The sequence below is a fragment of the Gracilimonas sp. genome (assembly GCF_040218225.1).
Taxonomy (GTDB): Bacteria; Bacteroidota; Rhodothermia; order Balneolales; family Balneolaceae; genus Gracilimonas.
In genome coordinates this window covers 63,675-88,578 of the sequence record NZ_JAVJQO010000008.1, presented here as the reverse complement: position 1 = coordinate 88,578, position 24,904 = coordinate 63,675, and the positions used below count along the sequence as shown (strand labels likewise).

Sequence of the window (24,904 nt, the reverse complement as noted above, 5' to 3'; positions counted from 1 at the left end):
ATCAGAAAACAGAATAATGAAATTAATAAAAGTTATACCACTGATTGCACTCACTCTATTTGGGTGTAATCAGAAAGAAAAAGAAATAAACACTCCCCCTTCTCAAATGGTTAAAACAGCCATGGTGGAAGAAGTGTATCAAACTCCACGCGATACTATTAATAACGTTGATACCCCTGCTATCTGGCATGGACCCAATAACCAGCATTGGCTTCTGGCTACTGCTAAAGAGACCGATGTTATACTCGCCTACGATGCCACCAATGGCAAGCAAATAGAGGTGTTTTCCGAGTCTGGCTCGGGAATTGGACAGCTTGACCGTCCCAACAGCATTACTGTGGTCGACGATTATGCCATTGTAGTAGAACGGAATAATCACAGAATTCAGGTGTTCTCACTCCCAGACTTTGAATCTCTGGGATTCTTCGGAGCAAATGAACTGAAATGGCCTTACGGTATCAGTATCTTAAAAACCGAGGACAGTGTTTATCGTTTATTTATCACCGATAATTATGAAACTGAGGATGAACAGGTCCCACCTGATAGTGAATTAGGTGAACGGGTTCATGAATTCACGCTCACGATAGAAAACAATTCCTTAAACAGTAAGCATGTTAAGGCTTTTGGTGCCACTTCAGGTGCCGGGGTTCTTAAGAAAGTAGAATCTCTAATGGCTGATGAAACCTATAATCGTCTTTTGATTGCTGATGAAGACTCGGTTCAAAACAACATTAAGATTTATGATTTGGATGGAAATTTTACCGGCCAAATTATGGGTGAAGGGATTTTTAAATATGAACCTGAAGGTATTGCACTTTATTCGTGTAGTGAAGACAACGGGTATTGGGTTACCACCGATCAGGGCAAGGAAAATAACTACTTCTATGTTTTCGACCGCAAGAGCCTTAAACATATTGGTACGTTCACGAACCCAAATACCCTTAATACCGATGGAATCACTATTTCACAACGAAGTTTCCCTGGTTTTCCTGAGGGAGGATTCTTTCCTATCCATAATGATGGAAATGTATCTGCTGTTTCATGGGGTGAGATTGCTAAACAACTAGAACTGAATGTGTGTAAGTAATATCTCCAATTAATTGATTATAGTTATCAATTAATCTTACACTCCAAAGGTAAACCCGTTCACAAACTGAACGGGTTTTTTATTCCTCCTCATCGCTGCTCTTTTCAAACTCGAATTCAAAAATAGCTCCGTCTTCGCTGCGATAATCGAAGGATGCATTCAGCTGTTTGGAAAGCGTCTTAATAAGCGTCATGCCAAGAGAGGTGTGAATATTTGTTTTGGGCTGTTCAGGCAAGCCTACCCCATCGTCTTTTATCCGAAGTAGTAATTTATCCCCTGGTTTGGATAAACTAACCCTGATTTCCCCTTTCTTTCTTCCATCAAAAGCGTGTTTATAGCTATTGGTAATAATTTCATTCAGCAGTAATCCACACGGAATAGCCTGTATAATTGGAAGCTTGGCAGGAAGTATATCCAGCTTAATTTCAACTTTAACATCCGAGCGCTGCATGGTTTCGTGAATTACATGAGTAAGCTCCTCAAAATACTGACTTATATCTACTTCAGAGAAATCCTCACTCTGATACAGCTTTTCATGTACCATGGCGATTGAGTTTACCCGCATCTGGCTGTCTTTAAGAATACGCTTGGCATTATCATCTTTCGCAGAATAGGACTGCAGTTCAAGCAAACCCGTTATTACTGCCAGATTATTTTTCACACGATGATGCACTTCAGCGAGCAGCATCTCTTTTTCCCTCAGGGATTTTCGGACCTGTTCTTCAGCTTTCTTACGGTCTGTGATATCCACATAAATACCATAGATACCCACCACACTCTTTTCTACTACTACCGGAACCGCATAAATAATAACATCCAGAATGGTTCCATCCTTACGAATTCGCTTCTCTGTAACTTCCGTTACTTTAGAGCTCTCTGTAAGCCGTACTGCATCTTCGTGTCTTTTCTCAGGAACTATAAGTTTGTCCAGCTCCAAACCTTTCAGCTCATTTTCACGGTAACCAAATAGTTGTTCAAATCCATCATTCACCATTTCCACTTCACGATGCTCATTCAGCAATGCAATTCCAATCGGAGAAGAATTGAATAGTTTACTAAATAAGCCTTCCCGCTGCTTCAGCGCTTCTTCCGATTCCTTTCGGTCAGAAATATCCCGCTCTATCACAATGATGACTTCTTCACCAAAGTAATTCCCGGTATTCACTAAAAATTCAGTAGGAAAAATTTCACCATTCTTCTTTTTTCCCCATCCTTCATACTTGCCATGATGTCCGTTGTAGGCCTGCTCCCGGATTTCTTTAATCCGTTCTGCATCGTATTTACCCGGAGCGGCCAGCACCCGGTTATGCATGCCCACTATTTCTTTTCTTTTGTACCCAAATGTGCTTTCAAGGCCTTCATTAGCTTCTATTATGACGCCTTCTTTATCTAACAAATAAATGGCATCGCTTATGGAGTTGAACAGATCCTGGTAGCTCATCATACTGCGCTTGGCATCATCAAGAGCTTCCTCACGGTCGGTTACATCATGAACCAGCGAATACATCGCAACAACATCACCCTTGGAATTGTAAAGCAATGAGTTGTACCACTCGCAATAAATTACATCTCCGTTTTTGGTAATATTTCTGTTGATGACTGATACATCCTTCTGCCCGTTTTGATAGGTTTCTTTGATCGTATCACGCACATAATCCAGGTCATCTTCATGGATAAACTTTTCGAGCAGCCGTTTTTCCTTTATAGCCTCTTCTTCGGTATATCCGAATAGTTCTTCAGCTTTTGGTGACCACCGAATTATATTTAATGATGCATTCCATTCTATTTCCGCGAGTGGAAAATTATTCAGATCGAGCTGACTGGATAGCAATTTTTTCTCATCCGTTTTTCCTTCCACAATCTCTGAGAAGTTATGGGCAATAACTAATTTTGCCGGTCGGCCTTTATAATTGATGAGATGAGCCGAAAGCTGAAAGTAAATATCTTTTCCAGCTTTAGTCTTAAACACCCAGATTTTATCGGGTGATTTTTTTTCTGAAACAGGAATTTCTTCCTGAATTTCCTGTACCGATTTCTGTTCTCCGAAATCTATTATCCTTTTTTTAAGGAATTTTCTCTTTTTATACCCCAGAATATCAGTGGCCGCACTATTAACATCTAGAATCTTCAGGGTAGCCTGCTCACAAACGAACATAGGCTGAGCGTCGAAGAAGCTCTCCTCGGGGTTAAAATTCATGTACTACTGTAGATTAAAATTCATTGCCGAACGAATATCACATTTCTAAGCCATCAAATCCAATCCAATTAAAGGAAATTAATCGCCAGAATAAGCCTGTGTGTACATACTATTTTTTTTATCTTCCAGTGTTAAAGAAATTCTGAGAATTAAACACTGAATGGCAGACCAAAAAATTACGCTCACATTACCCGACGGAAGTCAACGAGAATATTCATCAGGAACCACAGGGTTAGAAGTAGCACAGTCTATTGCATCCGGCTTAGCCCGTGCCGCTCTTAGTATTACTGTAGATGGTGAAATTACAGACCTTGATCGCCCTATTACTAAAGATGCTGAAATCGCTATCAACACCTGGGATAGTGAAGATGGTAAATATACCTTCTGGCATTCTTCTGCTCACCTGCTCGCAGAAGCGGTTCAGGAACTATATCCAGACGCCAAATTTGGAATCGGCCCGCCCATCGAAAGTGGCTTCTATTATGATATCGATTTTGGCGATAATCAAATCTCCCAGGAAGACTTGCCCCGGATTGAAGATAAGTTCATTGAGATGGCCCGGAAGAAGTCAGAATTTGAACGAAAGGATGTTTCAAAAAAAGAAGCACTGGACTTCTATAAAGAAAAAGGAAATGAATATAAGGTTGACCTGATTCAGGATCTCGAAGATGGTACCATCACTTTTTATTCACAAGGTGATTTTACTGATCTTTGCCGGGGACCTCATATTCCTAACACCGGAGATGTGAAAGCGGTTAAGCTCACCAGTCTGGCCGGTGCATACTGGCGCGGTGATAATGAAAGCAAGCAACTGACCCGTATTTACGGTATCAGCTTCCCAAAACAAAAAATGCTGGAAGAGCACCTCAACCGGGTTGAAGAAGCCAAAAAACGGGATCATCGCAAGCTCGGTAAAGAGCTGGGAATCTATATGATCGACAATATGGTAGGCAGTGGCTTACCGATGTGGCTTCCAAACGGTACGGTACTGCGTCGCACGCTTGAGGCTTTCCTTCGTGACGAGCAGAAAAAACGTGGCTATAAAGAAGTCATCACCCCGCACATTGCAAACATTGAGTTATACAAAACTTCTGGTCACTACCCGTATTATCAGGATTCGCAATACAATCCTATGCAGGTGGATGACGAAGAGTATATGCTGAAACCCATGAACTGCCCCCATCACCACCGGATTTATTCCAATGAGTTACGCAGTTACCGGGATTTACCGCTGAGATTGGCTGAGTTTGGTTCGGTTTATCGATACGAGCAGTCAGGTGAGCTAAGCGGACTTTCACGCGTACGTGGTTTCACGCAAGACGATGCTCATATTTATTGTACACACGATCAGCTGAAGAAAGAAATCCGAAATACCATTGAGCTCACTCAGTTTGTATTTAATACTTTTGGAATGCCGGTTGATATCCGCCTCTCCTACCGCGACGATAATGAGAAGAAGTATGGCGGTAATACTGAATATTGGGACCGTGCTCAAAAAGAAATTCGTGAAGTAGCTGATGAAATGGAGCTCGACTACCATGTTGCTCCCGGTGAGGCGAGTTTCTACGGACCAAAAATTGACTTTATAATCCGTGATGCAATCGGCCGAAAATGGCAGCTTGGAACCGTACAGGTTGATTATGTGATGCCTGAACGATTCGACCTGACCTATGTCGGTTCAGATAATGAAAAACACCGGCCGGTTATTATACACCGCGCACCATTTGGATCCATGGAACGGTTCACCAGTATTCTTATTGAACACTTTGCCGGGAACTTCCCGCTCTGGCTTGCCCCGGAACAAGTGCGCATTCTCCCTATTTCTGATGAGCAAAATGCGTATGCTGAATACTGCTACGAGAAATTGAATGAACTTGGGGTTCGGGTTGAGCTGGACTCCAGAAGTGAGCAAATCGGAGGAAAAATCCGAGATGCTGAAACGAGTAAGATCCCATATATGTTAATAGTGGGTAGTAAGGAAGTCAAAGATGAGACCGTTTCCGTTCGTCGCCATAAGAAAGGCGATATTGGAACTTTCAATTTTTCTGATTTTCTTTCAGATGTAAATGAAGAAATTCAAACTAAAGCTTTACCTAAAGACTAACTAAACAACGAGGTTACTATCGCAAGAAGAAACTATCAGAGACGACCGCAAAATGAGGATCGTCCTCGAATTAATGAAGAAATCAATGCTGCTAAAGTTCGGGTGATTAAACCGGATGAAGAGCATGAAATTACGACAGCTGAACGCGCTCTGCAGATAGCTGCATCTTATGAATTGGATCTCGTAGAGGTCGCCCCTAATGCCAAGCCCCCGGTATGCAAGGTGATTGATTACGGGAAATTCATGTATGAAAAGAAGAAAAAAGAGAAAGAAGCGAAGAAAAAACAGCATACGATTTCTGTTAAAGAATTGCGCTTCCGTCCGAACACGGACGACCATGATCTTGAATTCAAAACCCGCCACGCACGTGAATTTTTGGAAGGTGGCGATAAAGTAAAGGCAACGGTGCAGTTCCGTGGGCGTGATATGCTCTACACTGAAAAGGGGGAATTACTCCTTCTGCAGCTTGCTAAAGACCTTTCTGATGTGGGCAAGATCGAATCAAAACCCAATATGGAAGGCCGCAGAATGATCATGATGCTTTCCCCATCTAAAAGTTAATTCCTTCGTTGCACAGGGATACAAATCTCCCTATTTTATAAGTCTTTAAATTTTCACAAAAGTTGGTGGATTTCCATGCCAAAAATGAAAAGTAATAGTGGTGCTAAAAAGCGGTTTAAGGTTACCGGTTCCGGTAAAATTAAGCGTAAAAAAGCTTATAAGCGTCACATTCTGACAAAGAAAAGTAGTAAAACTAAAAGACAGCTCGGAAAAGACACATTGGTTGACAAAGCCGATGAGAAGTCTATCAAACGACAGCTGCCTTATCAATCTTAATTTTTAAACTAACGACAAAATGCCACGTTCATTAAATTTGGTGGCTTCCCGTCGCCGTCGCAAAAAGATCATTGATCAAGCGAAAGGTTACTGGGGCAAGCGTAAGAACGTTTACACCATTGCAAAAAATGCGGTTGAAAAAGGTCTTCTGTACCAATACCGCGATCGCAAGAATCGTAAACGTAATTTCCGTCGATTATGGATCACCCGCATCAATGCGGCAGCAAGATTAAACGGTACAACCTATTCTAAATTCATCCACGGGATGAAAACCAAGAATATGGAGATCAACCGTAAGGTCCTTGCAGATCTCGCCGTACACGATGCAGATACGTTTGCTGCTATTGTTAAGGAAGCCACTGCTTAATTGCATATATTAAACGGTATAAACCGGCAGATCTTTTTTTATAAGGTTTGCCGGTTTTTTTATTTTTGGGAACTAATTTTTGAATACACGAAAATTCCGGCGCAAGTGTGCGGAACAAGTCAAAATAGGTTTTCCCTCGCTAAGCACGCTCAGCGTCGCAACGGACCAATAGTTCTTTGAATTAAGTCATTCCCGCGAAGGCAGGAATCTTGATGTTTCCATGAAATCAAGATCTCGGGCATACGCCGCGAGATGACTATTCCTTCGCTAATAACGCTATACGTTGTAGCGAATGTCATATTAATAAATAGAAGAAGCATCGCATGCTTGATGAAATAAAAGTATTAGAACAAGAAATTCAGCAGTTTGAAATAACGGACAAAGATGAGCTTGAAGCTTTTCGCCTCGAATTCCTATCCAGAAACGGGAAAGTACAGTCCATGTTTAAGAACATGGGAAGTGTCCCCAAAGAAGACCGTGCTGAAGTCGGAAAAGCGATGAACCAGGTGAAAGTACTGGCTGAATCGAAGTTTGAAGATGCTAAAGCTGCACTGGAAAAAAATGAGAGCAAGGATCTGAGTGCCAAAGATGATATCACTTTAACTCCTCCTTCCTACCCGCTGGGATCTCTTCATCCTTTAACACAGACACTGGAGGAAATGAAATCCATTTTCTACCGGCTTGGGTTTACGATTGCAGACGGACCGGAAATCGAAGATGACTTTCACAATTTCACAGCGCTGAACTTTCCGCCAAATCACCCCGCTCGCGATGAACAGGATACCTTTTTTATTAAAAAGAGCGATGACCCGGATATTCAGGACTTGGTGTTAAGGACACACACTTCCCCGGTTCAAATACGGCTGATGGAAAATACCGAACCACCAATCCGAGCCATTATGCCCGGACGTGTTTACCGGAATGAAGCAGTATCACCAAAATCCTATTTCTTGTTTCATCAGGTAGAAGCTCTTTACGTAGATGAAAATGTAAGTGTAGCCGACCTGAAGGAAACCCTCATAACCTTTGCCAAGCTGATGTTTGGTACCGATGTTAAATACCGCCTGCGTCCAGGATTCTTCCCTTTCACTGAGCCTAGTTTAGAAATGGACATCTGGTGGGGATCAGAAAAAGATGGGAAATGGCTGGAGATTTTAGGCTCCGGCATGGTTGATCCCAATGTATTCAAACACGCTGGAGTGGATCCGGAGAAATATACCGGTTTTGCCTGGGGTATGGGAGTTGAACGAATTGCTATCCTCAGACATGGCATTGACGACATCCGCACCTTCTACGAAAATGACATTCGCTTCCTCGAACAGTTTAACTAAACACCTCACTCGCTTTAATGAAAGTATCGTACAACTGGCTAAAAGAATTTATTGATCTTCCCCTCTCACCGGAAGAAACCGCTGAAAAACTAACGCTCATAGGATTGGAAGTTGAAGAAGTAGAATCCTTTGGAAGCTCTCTGCAAGGTGTGATTGTTGGAGAAGTACTTGAAGTAAGGGCTCATCCCAATGCCGACAGACTTCAAATCTGTGACGTAAACCTTGGCAATTCCAAGACTCAGATCGTTTGCGGAGCCAAGAATGTGGCGGCCGGACAAAAAGTGCCTGTGGCTACAGTTGGTTCAACCCTTCCGATCAAACTGGATGACGGTTCATTTCTAAAAATCAAAAAGGCAAAACTTCGCGGTGAAGTTTCAGAAGGAATGATTTGTGCGGAAGATGAACTCGGTCTTGGAACAGATCACGACGGAATTATGGTGCTCGATGGAAATCTGAAGATTGGAACTCCCATTTCAGAAATTTTTGATCTGTACGAAGATACCATCATCGACATTGCCATTACTCCAAACCGGCCCGATGCAACCTGCCATTTAGGTGTTGCAAGAGACCTGTCAGCGGCCTTGAATATTGACTTGAAAAAACCTGAGATTACATCAGGCAAGACCGTTCAGGATTCAGATGACATCACCATTAAAATTGAGAACCCGGAGAAATGCCATCGGTATGTTGGAAAGATGGTCAGGGGTGTGGAAATCAAGGAATCTCCAAGCTGGCTTCGAAATAAGCTGAAAGCCATAGGCGTTCGCCCGGTCAATAATGTAGTAGATGTAACCAATTATGTAATGTATGAATTAGGGCAGCCTTTACATGCGTTTGATTACAAAACTATTCGTGGGAAAGAGATTGTTGTTAAAGATTTCAGCAAAGAAATTGAGTTTGAAACCCTCGACCACGTAAAACGAAAATGCACTCCCGGTACCTTGTTTATTTGTGATGGTGAAGGTCCGGTAGCCATTGCCGGTGTGATGGGTGGTGTGGATTCCGAAGTTGGCAATGAAACCACGGACATTCTTATCGAGAGTGCCTATTTCGACCCGGGTTCCATCCGCAGAACAGCCAAAGAGCAAACCCTGCAAACCGATGCTTCCTATCGATTTGAGCGGGAGATTGACCCGAATTTGCAGGCCATCGCAGCCGAACGTGCTGCTCAACTCATTGCCGATGTTGCAGGCGGACAGATTTCTGATGAAACGGTAGACATTCACCCGACCAAAACAGAAACGCATCAGCTTACTCTCAGAAAAAGCTACGCCAACCGTCTGTTGGGAACCGATTTTGATATATCAACCATTGCAACCATTCTGGAAGGCTTAGAGCTGAAAGAAGTGAAACGTGATGATGATACGATTACGTTTGAAATTCCGACTTTCCGCCCGGATTTAGAGCGCGAAGTAGATTTGATCGAAGAAGTTGGACGACTCTTTGATTACAATAAAATTCCCGCTCCGAAGCACGGTATTTATGTTTCCTCAGAGCCGATTAACGAATGGGAAAAACTCAACCAAAAAATCAGGAATACCTGCCTGCAATTAGGCTTGCGTGAAATCTATTCCAACTCACTGATCTCTGAGAAAGAAGCTTCACACTTTGGTGAGCTCGATGATATGATTTCTGCACTGAATCCTTTAAATAAGGATATGAGCACCCTGCGCCCTTCCCTGCTGCACGGATTTCTGAAATCAGCCTCTTATAACTTCAACCGCAAAAGAGCTGGTGTTCGGTTCTTTGAACTGGGCCATGTATTCAATGCGGATAAAGAAGGAACCTATTACGAAGGCATTAAGGAAGAAGTGCATGTTCTGCTTGGACTGGCAGGATTGAAAAATCAGGACAGCTGGTCAAAAGAAGCGGAGTCATACACCATTTTTGACTTGAAAGCTTTGGTTCATGCGTTCTTCAGAAAGCTGAATTTGCTGGATCATCTGTCATCTAAGACTGCAAATGAAACCACTCTTGAATACTATTGGGGTGATAAGAAAATCGGAACACTATTCCTCCCTTCTGATGATTTAAAAGAAGCCTATGATTTTGAGCAGGAGGCTTTTATAGCAGAAATTTCGGTATCTGCTATTTCGGAAGCGCTGGCCGTTATCCCGGAGAATAGATTTAAAGCCGTACCTAAATTTCCCGCTTTTGAATTCGACTTTGCGGTAATCGTTTCACAGTCTGTTACAGCCGGAGAACTTATGGAAGTGATAGAAGACAAAGCAGGCGATCAGCTGGAAAGCATTGATATTTTTGACGTTTTTGAGGGTGAGTCTATCGGAAAAGGAAACAAAAGCCTGGCCTTCAGGTTAAACTTTCTGGATCCTAACAAGACCTTGAATATCAAAGAAGTAGAACCTATTATTCAGAAAATTGTTAAATCATTGGAAAAAGATTTTTCAGCTAAACTGAGAGGGTAAAAAACCTGCATATGAATAAACTTTCACAACAAAGCGATAAGTTCAGACAGCTGCTGGATGAAGTGGGTTCCGAGGTGGAAGATCTGAAACAGGAAATACGTGAGCTCAAAAAAGACAATGCGAAGTTAAAGGCTAAGCTCGAGGAAGAACACGAGAAACAAACCGACATCTTTTCTGCTATCACAGAATCAGAACGTCTTGCTTTACGTCAACATGTGCAGGGACTTATCTCAAAAATTGATCATCACCTTGGAGTTGATTCATGAAATCGATAAAAGTTACCATTCTCGGCAAACAATACCCTCTTAAAGTAGAGGATCATGAAGAAGAATCCATGATCAGAATTTGCAAGTTTGTGGATGAGCGTTTCAAAACCTACCGGCAGCAGTTAGTAAAACAACCAGAATCTACCGTGATGGTGTTAGCCGCTCTCAGTATTGCTGAAGAGCTTTTCGAGGCCCGTAATGCAAATACCGAGTTAGAGGATAACGAAGAAGTACTGATGGAACGTGTGAATCACAGCCTTGAGCGCTTACTTACCGAAATCAGAGAATAATAATCCCCCATAAAATAGCAGGAGTATATTTTGGCTGATACAATCAGCATTTTTTTTGTTGGCGATATCGTTGGAGATCCCGGAATTGAAATGACCAATACCTTCTTGCCCAGTCTTATTAAGAAGTACGATGCCGACTTTGTAATTGCCAACGCCGAGAACTCTCACGAAGGATTTGGCACCAATCGGAAGATTATAAAAAATCTCCTGAATCTAGGAGTACATGTTGTAACCGGTGGAGATCATTCGTTCGATAAGTGGAAAGTCTTTGACTACATGAGAGAACACGATCATATCCTCCGCCCTCTAAACTATCCCAAAGGAAATTCCGGGCTTGGATTCAGTATTCATGAAGTCCCTAAAAAGAATGTCAAAATAGGCGTGCTGAATTTACAGGGACGTACTTTTATGAAAGCTATTGATGATCCCTTTTCCGCCGCCGAATGGGCGCTGGAAAAAATCAGGGAAGAAACGCATATCATTTTTGTGGATTTTCATGCCGAAGCCACCGCCGAAAAAGTTTCTATGGGCTGGCATATTGATGGAAAAGCTTCGGTAATGGTTGGAACGCATACCCATGTACAAACCAATGACGCCAGAATATTTCCACAAGGGCTTGGTTACCTCACTGATGCTGGCATGACAGGCTCTACAAATGGAGTAATAGGAATGGACAAAAAAGTAGCTATCAAGCGCTTTATGACGGGTGTCCATCAGAAATACCAACCCGCTTCCGGCGATAACCAGCTATGTGGCGCTTTTGCTAAAATTGATATTGAAACCGGAAAATGTGTTCACATTGAGCCCGTTACCTATCCCGGACTTAATAACTCAGCGAACAATTGATGGATACAAAGAAAACTGTTCTTGAAGCTCAGAACTTGTATAAAAGTTTTCCAGGTGGGCCCGATAAAGGTGAGCTCAAAGTTTTACAGGGCATGAACCTGAAAATTAATGAGGCTAGCATCACTTCTATCGTGGGCTCCAGTGGAAGTGGCAAAAGTACGCTGCTTCATATTCTTGGGGGACTGGATCGTGCTGATAAAGGCGAAGTATTTTGGAATGGAAGTAATATTTCAACATATAAAGCGGATGACCTTGCCGACTTCCGTAATAAATACATCGGTTTTGTATTCCAGTTTCATCATTTGCTGCCTGAATTTACCGCGATGGAAAACGTAGCTATGCCTGCATTGATAGCCGGTAATTCTTCGGGAGAGGCTTACGAACGTGCTCATGAATTACTCGGGCTTTTCGGTATTGCTGAGCGGTCTGACCACCGCCCTACCCAATTATCGGGTGGAGAACAACAACGTGTTTCTATGGCGCGTGCGCTCATGAACAATCCGCGTTTAATTCTTGCTGATGAACCTACCGGAAACCTGGATCAGGAGAATACCGATATCATTTTAGATCTGTTGTTTGAGCTCAGAGAAGCAATGGGGGTTTCCGTATTACTGATTACACACGAAAAGGATATCGCCGGTAAATCAGATACTATCCTTGAATTAAAAAATGGTGTTTTAGAATCACTTTAGGGTTTTGGGAAGTCCTAAAACAGTCCTATTTTTACATCCTTAAAATCACAGCTATTATAATTAGATAAACATGTCGAAAAGACTTTCAAAAGAAGAATTAGAATCCGATCCGCTAATTGAAAATTACAACCGTGCGGCGAATTATGTAAGCGAAAACAAAAGCTTTATCACTACCGTGGCTATTGCCCTGGTTGTAGTCGTAGGCGGTATTGTAGGATATAACTACTATTCATCGGCACAGGAACAAGAGGCTCAGCAATTACTGTCGGTAGCCGAGAACTACTACAACCAGGCTGAATACGAAAATGCTCTTTACGGTGATGAGTTTGAGTTAACTTATGGTTTTGATCAAATTGCAGAAGAATTCCCAAGAACAAGTGCCGGAAATATAGCTAATTTCTATGCAGCTGTTTCCAGTTATGAACTCGGTGATATTGAAAATGCTCTTATGTTCATGGAAGAGTTTGATGTACCGGAAGGCATCCTGGGCGTAGGCCCATTAAGTTTTCACGGCAAACTTCTGATGACCAACGAAAGTTATGAAGCAGCAGCCGAGAAATTCATACAGGCTGCCAACTGGAATGAAAATAGTGTTACTACCCCATCCAACCTATTGGAAGCTGCACAGGCTTATTATCAGGGCGGTAACTATGAAAGAGCTGGTGAAATCGCTACTCAGATTATTGACGAATATCCACAGAGCGGACAAATTGCAGAATCACAGCGCCTGAAAGGCATGATTGCTGCTGCAAGTTAGTGGAAACATCTCTTATTTTATTACACAGGCTTCTGATTGAATTCAGAAGCCTTTTTTTGTGACTTATTCTGATTGCTGAGACTAACCTTTTCTGGTTTTTCCGTTGTCTCTAAATCGAATTGAGATATCCATGTAAGTCTTCGTCTGATTTTATATTAAGCTTCTTCCTCACCCTAGAGCGACTTATGTATACACTTGAAGGTTTTATATTCAGCAGATCAGATATCTCTTTGGAATCAAATCCAATTTTTATGTAAGCGCATAACCTAAGATCATATCGGGTTAAATCAGGGAAATCTTCTCTCAACTTTTCAAAAAACTCCTGATGTAATTGATCGATCTGAATCTCAAAAGTATTGTCTTCTGTACCAATATGTGATTCGATAATTTGTTTTATCTCACCATACCTGCGTTTAAATGATTTTGGGTTCTCATCTATTTTTTCGAGCTTTTTCTTTAACGATTTCAGAATTCTATTCTTTTCATCGTTTTCTTTAGCCTTTGTGGCTAATTCAATAGTTTTGGTCTTAAACTCTGATTTCAGGTTTTTATACTCCGCCCTTAATTTCTCCTGTTCTACTCTTTTAAGCTGCTCCTGAAACCGCTGTTGCTGCTTTTTTAACGATTTTCGTTGATCGGTTAAAAGATGCTTTTTCTGCTTATCTAAAGATATAGTCAACCATAAATACAAGAGATAAAATAATGCAACGAGTAAAAGAGCATAGCCAGCGTAAGCATACCATGTACGATACCATGGAGGCATCACATCAAAGGAAAAAGTGGCTTCACTTGTAAAATTACCCTCTATAATCGCTCTGGATTTCACTATGTGATTACCATAACTCAAGCCAATTATTTCAAACGTGTTATTGGGGCTTGGTTCCGTCCAGCTACCTGACTTATCGGACCAGAATTGATAAAGTACATTTTCTTGATTCGGAGCAATCGCTTCCAGCCTTAGATTATTAAACCTATAGGATATCTCTGAACCCTCATAAGTTTGCTTCCTTTCGTCATTGTTGAAAGCCCATGCGTCTCTAAAGATTAATTTTAGGGAAGAATCGGGTTCTTCAGATCCCGAGCTCATATTTAAATCTCTTAAGGCAAAGCCATTATAAACCGGGAAAAATTCGTACTGGTCATTCAGGTACGAAGAACGTCCGTTTCTAAGCAACAGGTCTTTGATCCTGGTATTTTCTTCTTGCCTGGGGCTTTCGGTGAATCTGTTTTCATTAACATTGTATTCGTACCTGTATTGATCGGTAATAACAAAAATTCCATCCTTATTTTTTTCAATATAGTGGTCTGAACCAACAAACTGCTCTGATTCAAAGATCTCTCTATTCTCCGGATAAAGGCTGTCATCGATGTGTGCCCTGATAACGCCAAAATTGGGAATGTTAACCCATAAATAATCTTGATCATCAATGAATAGCTGATTGCAAGAACCTGCTATTAATTCCATTTGGCGCAGGTAGTTCCACTGATTTCCTGATTTCTCAAAAATTGAAATCCCATTATATGTGCCGGCCAGCAAATAATTTTCATAAGGTTCAACCATCCAAAATCCACGCCTTTCGCTAACCCTTGCAATTTGATCATTCCTGATAGTAAATAGGCCCCTATCGTGGCTGATCCATATTTCATCATTAATCTCATTCAGCGACCAAACCTGACCTTCAGTTCCTTCAATCAATTCAAAATCATAGAACTCATTGCTATTATTAAGTTCTTCCCAACGAGCCTTATAGAGCCCTTGGTTTGTGCCCAAATAAAAAGTATCGCCTTTAAGAACAGCACTATACGCTGTCCCAAAATTACCCCTGTTGTCATATATAACTGTATAGTTATTGCTCAAATCTACATATGAAAGTCCATAGTCCATCCCCAACCATAACTTCCCGTTTGAGCTGTAATGCATACTCAGGATGGTGTTATTTTGAAGTCCTTTACTTTTATTTATGTGATGTAAAAGATTGCCCTCATAATCGGTTATATAAAGCCCATTTAGAATAGTACCAAATGCCAGATAAGACTCTCCTATTCTTTCAAAGCTGAAAACATTAGCTGCTCTCAATTCCTGAGATATTTCATTTTCGATTGCAGTTAATTGCCCATTTTCAAAAGCCAGGAGACCAGAATTTTGGGATACGAAAACTTTTTCTTCTCTGTTCTCATACATCCCAACAATTCCAACATCATTGGTACTGTTTAGATCAAATATCTTTTTCGGAGAAAGATCTTCCAACCGAAGTAAGCCTTCCGTTTCCTCTACTAAATAAATCTCTTTGCCAAACCGAAAGCTTTCCAGGATTCTGCCAGGAGCAGGAACCTTGGTAAGATTTTGGTTTTTGTAGATATAAATATTTTTCTCTGAGATGAAAAAAGGACTTTCATTAACAATAAAAACATCCCAGAACTCTTCACTTGAATTGGTCAAGTCTTCTTTAAAGGGATATAAAGAAGTGTATTCAAATTCTGAATATCTATTTTTCTTCCAAATTCCAAAATCCAGATCTGAGCCGGTATATAGGATAGAGTCGTTTACAACAACGACAGATCGGGTAATTCCTTCACTTCCCACATAATATTTCCAGGTTTTACCGTCGTATTCCAATAAACCTTCATCTGCAGCCATATAAGCAAGGCCATTGGGTGCTGTATCAATATCCCATACTTTCCCTTTATGATGATAATCGACTGGTGTAAAGCTTTCCAGTAACGGGACTCCTTTCTCTGGAATGGACTGAGCTATAGCTGAAGCAAAACTTGCTAAGGAAATCAAAAAATATGCCGTAAAAACTTTCAATGTAATCAGCTATTTATTCCAAATTTATCAATCTCTTTGCACTAGTATAAACTCATTTTTTAAATGCTATTCGAACTTTTAAATCTTTTATTTGCCGAAAACATTTCATCGTGATTTTATTATTGTAGTAAAAATCGGTTATAAATGTATTGATCTGTTTACTGATTATAAAAAACCGGTCCATAGAAGGACCGGTTTAATTATACATGATGAATTAAGATCCGTCTACTTAATAAGCATCATTTTTTTAGTTGCTGTAAAATTACCTGCTTCTATGCGGTAAATATACATACCACTTGATAGGTTAGAAGCATCGAAAGTTACTGAGTAAGAACCCGGGGCCTTACGTCCTTCACTAAATCGTGCAATCTCTCTACCTGTAATATCGTACACAGTAAGTGTTACGGCAGCAACACTAGGAATCTGGTAAGATATATTTGTAGTAGGGTTGAATGGGTTCGGATAGTTTTGATCTAGTGCGAATTCATCAGGACTTGTTTCTACTTCATTAGAAGTAAGCATTCCCCTTGTAAGAGATAGATCGTAAGGCATTTCTGCAAAACGGGTACTGTCTCCAGCGGTTGCAGTAACAGTCCAGATTATATCAATTGACCCACCTTCTTCAACACCCAGACCAGCAAGCGCATCATCAAGTGCCTGATAAGTTAGTGTAAGAGTAGTACCTGCACCATTATTGTCAGCAGGAATGCTTAACAGAGGATCTGAGAAATCACCTTCGGGAGCATCGGCGTGCCATGTATATGATACATCCTGATTAGATTCTGCCTCACTCCATGAAATTTCAACCTCAGTAGATGCCTCTCCTGTAAGACTTAAAGAAGCGCCATCAGCTGGTGCAACAAGAGAGAATGATTCAATGGTGGCCGGAGATGTTTTATAGAAATAAAAGTTATCGATATAGACGTTATCGAGTGTACCTGCAGCGCCCATAATAATTTGATAGATTTTATCTCGTGCAGCAGATGCACCACCGGCTATTGAAAATTCATCCAGAGCTACATCAAATGAAACCCACTGCTTGGAAGTAGTCACAGGATTGGTAAACTCAATCGCACTTGTTTCACCCGCTGTTTCAGGTAAATTACCATGATTGGACAATTTAGGACTGAATACTTCTCCTGCGTTCAGATCATCAGCCACCCAATAGTCAAAGTGCATGTGGGTGAATTCAGTGAGATCGATTGAATTAGCTAATTGAATACCACTGAAGTTTACCAAATCGAATCGCTTGATAGTATCACCATCGGCAATTTCAATGTCGGTATTAGTTGTACCTTCACTCCACTCAGTAGACCAGGTTGTTACATCGACATTTGTGTATGAGTCACTAAATAAAGAAATAACATCTTCAGGACTTCTTGCCGGAGGTGCTGGTGCAGCTGTTTCAGGTGCCGCAACTTCGACAGGAGGAATTTCGCCACCAGGCATTAGAGATACATTGTCAATAACAACTATACCTGTTGCAGCTCCCATATCGAATAATACCCGGCTGTTTGCGGATCCAAAACCTGCTGATGACAACACATAGGTAAAGGTCTGTGTTTCTCCAGTCAGCTCAACCGTTTCAGTTGCAGATGTGAAAGGACCTTCATTTAAGCCAATTCCGGCAATCATGGTTCTTGTTTGACCTGTTGCAGTAGAAGCATCAAACGAAAGTGTATATGTTCCACCCTGAATAATTTCAACGACCTGGCTAAGGTTTACATCAAAAGGCTGCCCTGCTGATTGCACATCAGCAAAGAAATAGCTGTTGCCACCTTCAGTTCTGATTTCACCAGCAGTATCGGTCCATGGAGCCCTTCCTGATTCAAAATCACCGTTGGTCAACAGTTCTCCTTCCTGAGTAGTACCTCCACCGGCAACTTGTGTAGCGCTGGTCGGCTCTGAGAATAATTCCTCTGCACTATTATATTGGTATAGCCAGAATGTATACTCTACTCCCGGATCCAGTCCTGAAAGAAGAAAACCAAATGCGGCATTTCCTCCACCATCTCCGTCCGTTGAGCCAAAGGTATATTCAGTAGCCGTGGTAGGGTCAGCAGGTGCTGAAGCCGTTGCTGAATAGAAAAGACGATATTCTACATTTTCCGATGCCACATCATTAGGACCTACTGCCAGAAAAACCTGACCGGAACCTGCTCCACTATCATTCGCCACAAATCCCGCAGGGGCATTTGGTGTTCCGGTAGCACCACCGCCACCAGCTGCCTGTGTAGCGCTGACAGGATCTGAATACACTTCGTTGGCAGTATCATACTGGTAAAGCCAGAAGGTATATTCTACACCTGGATTCAATCCGGAAAGAAGAAAACCAAATGCGGCATTTCCTCCGCCATCTCCGGCCGTTGAGCCAAAGGTATATTCAGTAGCCGTGGTAGGGTCAGCAGGTGCTGAGGCCGTTTCCGAATAGAAAAGCCGATACTCGATGGTATCTGCCTCCACATTATTAGGCCCTACTGCCAGAAATACCTGACCGGAACCTGCTCCACTACCATTCGCCACAAATCCATCAGGGGCCGCTGGCGCAGTCTGAGCAATTGCCAAATTGGACATCGCCATCAGGACAAATGTTAACATTGTTAGTATTGTTGTTTTCATGATTCTATACTTTATAAGTTTATGATTAGTAACGTTAATTCTATTTTCTGATTTTTTAGTGTGTTGATGCTTGATAACTTTATTTTTAAGTGTTGATATTAGACATCAATTCCAGTGTGAATGATGTGCTGAACTGCCTGTTTAGGCGTTCTATCCAGATTGAAAAGCCCCCAGTGTTTCTCTGGTTCTAAGGGTTCGTTCGAACCTTTCCAATCTTCATCAAAAGCCTCAAAAAAGAACGCCAGGATATTCTCCTCTGCCGTCCAATTCATTAAGTGTTCGAAATACTTTCTTTGGTGATCTTCACTCACATTTAAGGGATCAATTCCATTGCCATTAGACTTGGTAGCCCAACCTGCTTCAGCTATGACAACCGGTGTCTCAGGATATTTTTCCCGGACGGAGTAGTAATTCTGTTTTGTGTAATCAATAGCCTCATCGATGTGCTTATACTCCCAAACCGGGTAAGTGTGTATGGATATGAAATCAACAGCTTCGGCCAGGTCTTCCAGCTTTAGTAACCAGGGCACGTAATTTTCACAAAATGTGACAGGCTGGTCTGCGTTAGCTTTCACTATTTTTACATATTCCAGCACTTTGTCTTCATGTACATAGTGATCCGTCCAATCAACACAAGCTTCATTACCTACAGACAATGAAAAGATGATGTCTTTATACTGATTTGCATATTCGGTGAGGCGAATGATCTTCTCCTTATTCATCCAGGCATTTTTATCCAGCTGCTTTTCAGAATACACTCCACCTCCCCACGGACAATTGAAGTTGTTCATCTCGGCTTCGATATAAGCCCCCAGCATCACTTTAAACTCCATCCCTTCTTTCTGAATTACATCCAAAACTGTTTGTGCATGTTCATCACAGTTGTAGAGTCTCAGATACTTCCAATGCCCTTCAAGAAGAAGTAAGTCCTCTTTCACTTCCTCATAACCTGGAAATGACACACCCGGCCGCTGACCTTTTCTATAACCAGAGTAGCAGATAGCTCTGCCAGAATTGATTCCTATTTTACTAAAGCTATTCATGATCAGTATTTGAGTTTTCCATTTTTATCCCATACGCCCCAATAGGCTCCTACATCTCCTTCAGATCCTACTTTCCATGACTCGTCAAAAGAGGCGAAATAAAACACCTCTATGTCATCATCCTGCGACCACAGATTGGTGTTGATGAAATACTTCATGGCATTTTCAGCCGATGGAACAGCCCCTCCTAAACTTTTACCCTTGCTCGGCCAGCCCGTTTCTGTGATTATGACGCGCTTACCCTTCCCTGCTTCCTTCGCCTGATAATACATCTGACGCATATGCTGGAAGGAATCTTCAAAGCTGGTACCTTCCCAAAATGGATAGCAGTTGCAGAGAATTACATCACAAGCTTCGGTGATTTCCGGTCTTTGCACAAATTCATAGTAGGCATCCACATAACCGACAGGAATGTTTTCAGGAAGTTGATTCTTGACTTTTTTGATATAATCCAGCAGTTCAGCCTCTTCGAGATCTTCGCGGTAGAGCACCTCATTCCCCACTACGGCAATATCCACCAATCCTTTGTTAGCCAATTCAATAAGGCTTTCAACCTCTTCTTTATTTTTTTCTTTATCATCGCCCAGCCAGGCGCCAACCAGTGTTTTTAGTCCTAGTTCTTTGGCTACTTTGGGGATGTGTTCGTTTCCTTCAATACAGGAGAACGACCGGACCCATTTTGTATGAGGTTTTATGATCTCCATGCGCCGGCGGATTTGGTCCTCCGAAATAACATCACCCGGGCCTTGTCCTTCTTCATACAAACTGAAGCAAAATCCATGAATGCCACTTTCCAATACTTCACGAAATAAACAGTCTACTTCTTTCTCAGAAAGTTCTTCCAGATAGTTGATTTTGCTAACTGCATCCGACTGCTTGTAACTCAGAAATTGTTCTTCTCTAAACGACATTTTTTATTGATAAAATTTTTCTTGTTTTAATTTCATTTGAACCAGCATTAAAGTTCTCCGCGCCTGTCAACCAGTTCTTGTTGAATTTCTTTGGCTCGATCTTCGGTCAGGCTATAGCTGTACATAACCCAGATCGCCAAGCCAGCGGTAACGGCTGGAATTACAATATCAGCTAACCTGAGATTGGTAAGTGTTTCCACAGTTTGTGTAGTTGCATTTTGATCGAACCCAACCAGTTCAAGAACAAGGCCTCCGAGTACCAGGGCGATGGCTTGTCCTAATTTCACCATCCACCAATAAATGGCTCCGAAGGTCCCTTCTTTTCGTGGCATTCCGTTTCTAAGCTCATCGAGGTCACATACATCCGCAGTCATACTCATCATGAGAGTAAAAAGACCACCGAGTCCAAACGCCATGAAAGGGATTGGCATAAAAATGAGCCATGGGTTTTCCGGGCTGAATCCCCACCACTTTAGTATATAGCCTACAATAGAAAGTGCGGTTGATATGATGAAGGCTTTACGTTTACCAAAGGTGTCCGATAGCCATGATACAATGGGAATTACCAGGAAGGCAGTTGCTACTGCTGTAATTGTAGAAAACCATGCAGGCCAGTTTCCGGCAGCTCCATAATCCCCGTTAAACATGTAGAAAACGATGATAAAATAGCTGAACGAAGCAACCAGCTGAAATCCATTGAATACCAGAAAGGTTGCAGCACAGAGCTTCATGAATGGTTTATTCTTCGAAACCACAGCAATACCATGAAAAAGTTCTTTTAGATTTTCGAGTGATTTTTTGAATGTGATCTCTTTCCGGTTCTCCATTTTGGCATCATCAAAACCTTTACAAAAAATAGCCGGGAGAAGCCCTAATGCTATACATATCCCTCCGACAATTACGGAGAGCTGCCGGACTCCGGTAGCCTGATCCGCAAATAGATCCGGGTCAGCTATCAGTACCCAAAACCAAGGAACGATCATCCAGGCTATCTGACCTACGGTTTGAGAGAAAGCCATCAGGTGAGTACGTTCATTATAGTCCGTGGTCATTTCATACCCGAGACCGATCAGCGGAGTAGCAAACATGGTATTCCCAACCAGAAACACCATAGACATGATGAGGAAATACCAAAAGTTATAGGTCTGTGTATTTGTCTCATCCATTTGCCAAAGCAGGATGAAGAAGATGCCACTCAAAATTGCACCAATAAAAATATATGGCCGACGTCTTCCCCAACGAGACTTGGTGTTATCCGAAATGAAGCCCATAATGGGATCAGTCAGTGCATCAAAGATTCGGGGCAACCCACCTAATAGTCCCGCTAAAAAGGGGTTCATCCCAAAGGCAGTCAACAGAAAAAACATGAACACACCTAAAGCCCCGGGTAGTAAATTGAGCACTAAGTGCCCTGCTCCAAAGGAAGCTTTTTGCAATAAAGGCACCTTATCTTTTACTACTTTTTTATGTGCTGACATTTAATTCCTCAATTTTTAGTAAAAATTCAGTTTTACTACCCGTTATCCTGAACCATAATAGTTTGAATTGCTTTGCCTGAAATTTGAACAGTGGCTGTTCTGTCTTTTAATTTTAGTTTTATCTTTTTCGGCTCTTGCTGCTGGTTCAAAATGACCACGGCAATCGAACCATCCGGATTCTGTGCTGCTGTTAACATCAAACCTTCTCCACTATAGCTATGGCCTATTCTTGTAGCACCCGGTCGTATATACCTGCTGAAATGAGACATTGTGTAATAGAGCGGTGTGAAATACACTTCATCTGCTTCCTCATCAACAATGACCGGAGCCACACACCAGTTTTTCGCCCAATTCGGGCCGCCCTGTCTGTTCAGAACCATATTCCAGTCCACCCAGCCATCTACCCAGTTGTTTAATGTTCCAATCATATCCCGTGCATAGCGATACACCGGGACGTATTTTGGATGCAGATGCTTCCGGTCTTCCGGTGCCCAATCCCAGCCCCAATCAGTGGCCTCTTTCGACCAATACCAGGAATCATCTTTCCAGGCAGGTACATCTGCGTCAACTGTAGCTTCGGTTTGGATGAGATGTTTATTTGGCGCTTTTTCATGTGCATACTGAAGTTCTTCTTCAAAGACCTTATATGTGCTGGCATACCAGTGCACAGCAGTTCCGTCGTAGTATTTGGCAGCGCCTTCATCATCATACATGGCATCTACCCATTCGATAAGTTCTTCATGACGGTTCTGGTCATAACCAAGAAGCTTTACTTCCTCATATCCATCCCTCTCCAGCTGTGGGCCCAAATGATTCTTCACAAATTCATTCTGTTCTTCCGGAGTGAAGTGCATGCTTTCCCAGTTGCTATCATTTCCAAGCGGTTCATTCTCTACCGTGATTCCCCAAATGTCGATGCCTTCTTCTTTGTAGGCCGTCAGATATTTAGAGAAAAAGAGCGCCCAGGTGTCATAATATTCCGGGAGCAGCTTTCCGCCCTTCCAGTCATTATTGTCTTTCATCCAGGGTGGAGCTGTCCATGGGGACGAAATAATCCTGAAGCCATCCTGAGAAATAGCCATCGCATCCTTAATCATCGGAATGATGTCATCCCGATCTTCCTCAATGGAGAAGTTTTCAAGGTTACGATCGCCCGGAACAGGTGCATAAGAATAGTTCCCCAGCGAAAAATCACTGGAGTTCATATGTGTACGAGTGAGTGAATACCTCGCTCCGGATTCCCCAAAATAGGCTTCAAGAATTTTATTTCGATTTTCGTCGCCAAGTTCATTCAGCAAATACGCACTTGCTTCTGTGAAAGAGCCTCCAAAGCCCGTGATTTCCTGAAATCGTTCATCAGGTTTAATTGTGATCTCTTCGGCCTGACCACCCTCTGATGCAGGTTCAAGCTTAGTGAGTTTGTTTCCACTTTCTGACGTTTCATAGATTTCAATATCCAATGAATCTGAGCTTGTGCAACTTGAAACAAGAAGTGCTAATAAAAGAATGGAAAGAAGCTCGAGTTGCGTAATCATGGTTTAGTTCTCTTGTTTTTTTGCCTGAATCTCAGCATTAGTTGGAGGCACCTGAACGGTTTGCATGAGCGTCTCTATATCTCCGTCAAAAGTCTTTGTAATGGGTTTTCCGTCTCTGGTTAACCCCTCAAAAGTTCCTTTATCCACCTCGTCCCACAGCACGTGTTTGGCTTCTGATTGAAGGTTTATGAGTCCGAAATGATTTTCTGACCCTAATTGATTAGCCGCATCCTTCCATTTTTCATCGAAGGCTTCAAAGTAGAATACTGACACTCCTTTCTCTTCCGACCACTCCCTGATCAACTCATGAAAGCGAGCCATCTTAAATTCATCAGTGGCTCTCGAGCCTTCATTTCCGTAGTACCCATTTGATACTGTAGCCCAGCCTGTTTCACCTATATGTACGGGTTTATTAACGCCCTGACTTTTCATGTAGTCAACCACGCTCTGATATTGCGAAATTGAGTAGTCCAGTGATCTTTGCATTGCCATCTCAATTTTCTCCATATCACTCAATCCTGTCTCGTCTTCCCTGACGCCCCAGAAATCAGGATTATAGTGTGTATCGTGCATCGGGTAGGTGTGCATCGATATATAGTCAACCGCTTCGATGAGTTTATTCAAATCTTCTTTGTGATAGCTGCTGCTCCCTCCGCCCCATGATGCAAAGTTATCAGAACTTGTAATCCAGAGGGTACTGGGTAGTTCTCCTTCTTTTTTAAGGTTTTGAAGGTGATTGACCCAGTTCAGGATAATCCCGGGCTCCACATAATACTCAGTTTGCCAGTGTACCATGGCTTCATTGCCAACGGCTATAATCTTCACGATATCAGGGTATTTTTTGGCTAAATTGGCTGCCCGTTCAATTTCCTTTGCATTTCGTGGGCTATCTTCATCCCGGATTCGATCGGGTTCATCGGTCCAGGCATTTTTGGCATCAATCCAGGCCCCCATCATAACGTACATTTCAAAATCGGGGTCTTCATCCTTCAGCTCCCGGATTGCTTGAAGCAGCCTGGGTACCGCATCAAGGTAGACGTTATAGGTCCTGACAATCTTTATTCCCATCGCCGAGAGAATCATCATATCCTCTTTGAGTTGAGGTATGGTCGGCACACTGTCTCGGGTGATTTCCCGATAGCCACTATATGAAATGGCCGGAAAGTTGATAGGGTCAGCCAGTATTTCCTTAGCTGTAATATTATTGGAGCTCATAGTTTCATCAGAGTGACCACCACAGCTAACCAGAAACAGGCTTAGCAACAAAATTGTGTATGTAATTGATTTGCTCATGGTGATCTATTTTAAT

The 24,904-nt window shown here is 42.1% G+C and carries 20 protein-coding genes; 12 read left to right on the top strand and 8 right to left on the bottom strand.

Features of this window, described 5'->3' with window-relative positions:
* The first annotated feature begins 16 nt into the window (after positions 1 to 16).
* Complete coding sequence (locus RIB15_RS11695) at positions 17 to 1,087, top strand: phytase (protein WP_350202341.1); 1,071 nt, start codon at positions 17 to 19, stop codon at positions 1,085 to 1,087.
* Between the two features lie 79 nt (positions 1,088 to 1,166).
* Here RIB15_RS11695 and RIB15_RS11690 read toward each other — a convergent pair whose 3' ends face one another.
* Positions 1,167 to 3,284 (bottom strand): PAS domain S-box protein, encoded by a 2,118-nt coding sequence (locus tag RIB15_RS11690; RefSeq protein ID WP_350202340.1) that lies wholly within the window; start codon positions 3,282 to 3,284, stop codon positions 1,167 to 1,169.
* A gap of 160 nt (positions 3,285 to 3,444) precedes the next feature.
* On the opposite strand from RIB15_RS11690, the gene thrS reads away from it, so the two are divergent.
* The 11 genes from thrS (at position 3,445) to RIB15_RS11635 (ending at position 13,200) form a co-directional block, all read left to right on the top strand.
* Positions 3,445 to 5,388, top strand: coding sequence for a threonine--tRNA ligase (thrS, locus tag RIB15_RS11685; RefSeq protein ID WP_350202339.1), 1,944 nt, complete (start codon positions 3,445 to 3,447; stop codon positions 5,386 to 5,388).
* A gap of 18 nt (positions 5,389 to 5,406) precedes the next feature.
* Positions 5,407 to 5,949, top strand: coding sequence for a translation initiation factor IF-3 (infC, locus tag RIB15_RS11680; protein ID WP_350203075.1), 543 nt, complete (start codon positions 5,407 to 5,409; stop codon positions 5,947 to 5,949).
* Between the two features lie 75 nt (positions 5,950 to 6,024).
* Positions 6,025 to 6,225, top strand: a complete 201-nt coding sequence (rpmI, locus tag RIB15_RS11675) for a 50S ribosomal protein L35 (RefSeq protein ID WP_255135856.1) — start codon at positions 6,025 to 6,027, stop codon at positions 6,223 to 6,225.
* A 19-nt stretch (positions 6,226 to 6,244) separates the two neighbouring features.
* The gene (rplT, locus tag RIB15_RS11670; protein ID WP_350202338.1) at positions 6,245 to 6,592 is read left to right on the top strand and encodes a 50S ribosomal protein L20; all 348 of its coding nucleotides are present in this window, start codon (positions 6,245 to 6,247) and stop codon (positions 6,590 to 6,592) included.
* 323 nt (positions 6,593 to 6,915) lie between these two features.
* Positions 6,916 to 7,923, top strand: coding sequence for a phenylalanine--tRNA ligase subunit alpha (gene pheS, locus RIB15_RS11665; protein ID WP_350202337.1), 1,008 nt, complete (start codon positions 6,916 to 6,918; stop codon positions 7,921 to 7,923).
* A gap of 17 nt (positions 7,924 to 7,940) precedes the next feature.
* Positions 7,941 to 10,349, top strand: coding sequence for a phenylalanine--tRNA ligase subunit beta (gene pheT / locus RIB15_RS11660; protein ID WP_350202336.1), 2,409 nt, complete (start codon positions 7,941 to 7,943; stop codon positions 10,347 to 10,349).
* A gap of 11 nt (positions 10,350 to 10,360) precedes the next feature.
* The gene (locus tag RIB15_RS11655) at positions 10,361 to 10,615 is read left to right on the top strand and encodes a hypothetical protein (protein ID WP_350202335.1); all 255 of its coding nucleotides are present in this window, start codon (positions 10,361 to 10,363) and stop codon (positions 10,613 to 10,615) included.
* The gene (locus RIB15_RS11650; RefSeq protein WP_350202334.1) at positions 10,612 to 10,905 is read left to right on the top strand and encodes a cell division protein ZapA; all 294 of its coding nucleotides are present in this window, start codon (positions 10,612 to 10,614) and stop codon (positions 10,903 to 10,905) included. The genes RIB15_RS11655 and RIB15_RS11650 overlap by 4 nt, the downstream gene beginning before the upstream one ends.
* Positions 10,906 to 10,935: 30 nt before the next feature.
* A complete protein-coding gene (locus tag RIB15_RS11645) occupies positions 10,936 to 11,751 on the top strand; it encodes a TIGR00282 family metallophosphoesterase (protein ID WP_350202333.1) in 816 nt (271 codons plus the stop codon).
* A complete protein-coding gene (locus RIB15_RS11640; RefSeq protein ID WP_350202332.1) occupies positions 11,751 to 12,443 on the top strand; it encodes an ABC transporter ATP-binding protein in 693 nt (230 codons plus the stop codon). Before RIB15_RS11645 ends, RIB15_RS11640 begins: the two co-directional genes overlap by 1 nt.
* A gap of 70 nt (positions 12,444 to 12,513) precedes the next feature.
* A complete protein-coding gene (locus tag RIB15_RS11635) occupies positions 12,514 to 13,200 on the top strand; it encodes a tetratricopeptide repeat protein (protein ID WP_350202331.1) in 687 nt (228 codons plus the stop codon).
* A gap of 109 nt (positions 13,201 to 13,309) precedes the next feature.
* Here RIB15_RS11635 and RIB15_RS11630 read toward each other — a convergent pair whose 3' ends face one another.
* The 7 genes from RIB15_RS11630 to RIB15_RS11600 all read right to left on the bottom strand — a co-directional run bounded on the left by RIB15_RS11630 (position 13,310) and on the right by RIB15_RS11600 (position 24,888).
* Entirely contained in the window at positions 13,310 to 16,009 is a 2,700-nt protein-coding gene (locus tag RIB15_RS11630) for a LuxR C-terminal-related transcriptional regulator (protein WP_350202330.1), read from the bottom strand.
* A 225-nt stretch (positions 16,010 to 16,234) separates the two neighbouring features.
* Complete coding sequence (locus RIB15_RS11625; RefSeq protein ID WP_350202329.1) at positions 16,235 to 18,607, bottom strand: T9SS type A sorting domain-containing protein; 2,373 nt, start codon at positions 18,605 to 18,607, stop codon at positions 16,235 to 16,237.
* A 119-nt stretch (positions 18,608 to 18,726) separates the two neighbouring features.
* Positions 18,727 to 19,671: a glycoside hydrolase family 17 protein gene (locus RIB15_RS11620; RefSeq protein WP_350202328.1), complete on the bottom strand. Its 945-nt coding sequence runs from the start codon at positions 19,669 to 19,671 to the stop codon at positions 18,727 to 18,729.
* 2 nt (positions 19,672 to 19,673) lie between these two features.
* Positions 19,674 to 20,582 (bottom strand): glycoside hydrolase family 17 protein, encoded by a 909-nt coding sequence (locus RIB15_RS11615; RefSeq protein WP_350202327.1) that lies wholly within the window; start codon positions 20,580 to 20,582, stop codon positions 19,674 to 19,676.
* A gap of 47 nt (positions 20,583 to 20,629) precedes the next feature.
* Positions 20,630 to 22,060, bottom strand: coding sequence for an MFS transporter (locus RIB15_RS11610; protein ID WP_350202326.1), 1,431 nt, complete (start codon positions 22,058 to 22,060; stop codon positions 20,630 to 20,632).
* A gap of 35 nt (positions 22,061 to 22,095) precedes the next feature.
* Positions 22,096 to 23,595, bottom strand: a complete 1,500-nt coding sequence (locus tag RIB15_RS11605) for a glycoside hydrolase family 30 protein (RefSeq protein ID WP_350202325.1) — start codon at positions 23,593 to 23,595, stop codon at positions 22,096 to 22,098.
* Positions 23,596 to 23,598: 3 nt separating this feature from the next.
* Positions 23,599 to 24,888 carry a glycoside hydrolase family 17 protein gene (locus RIB15_RS11600; protein ID WP_350202324.1) on the bottom strand — a complete coding sequence of 430 codons (1,290 nt, stop codon included), beginning with the start codon at positions 24,886 to 24,888 and terminating at the stop codon, positions 23,599 to 23,601.
* Between the last annotated feature and the right edge of the window lie 16 nt (positions 24,889 to 24,904).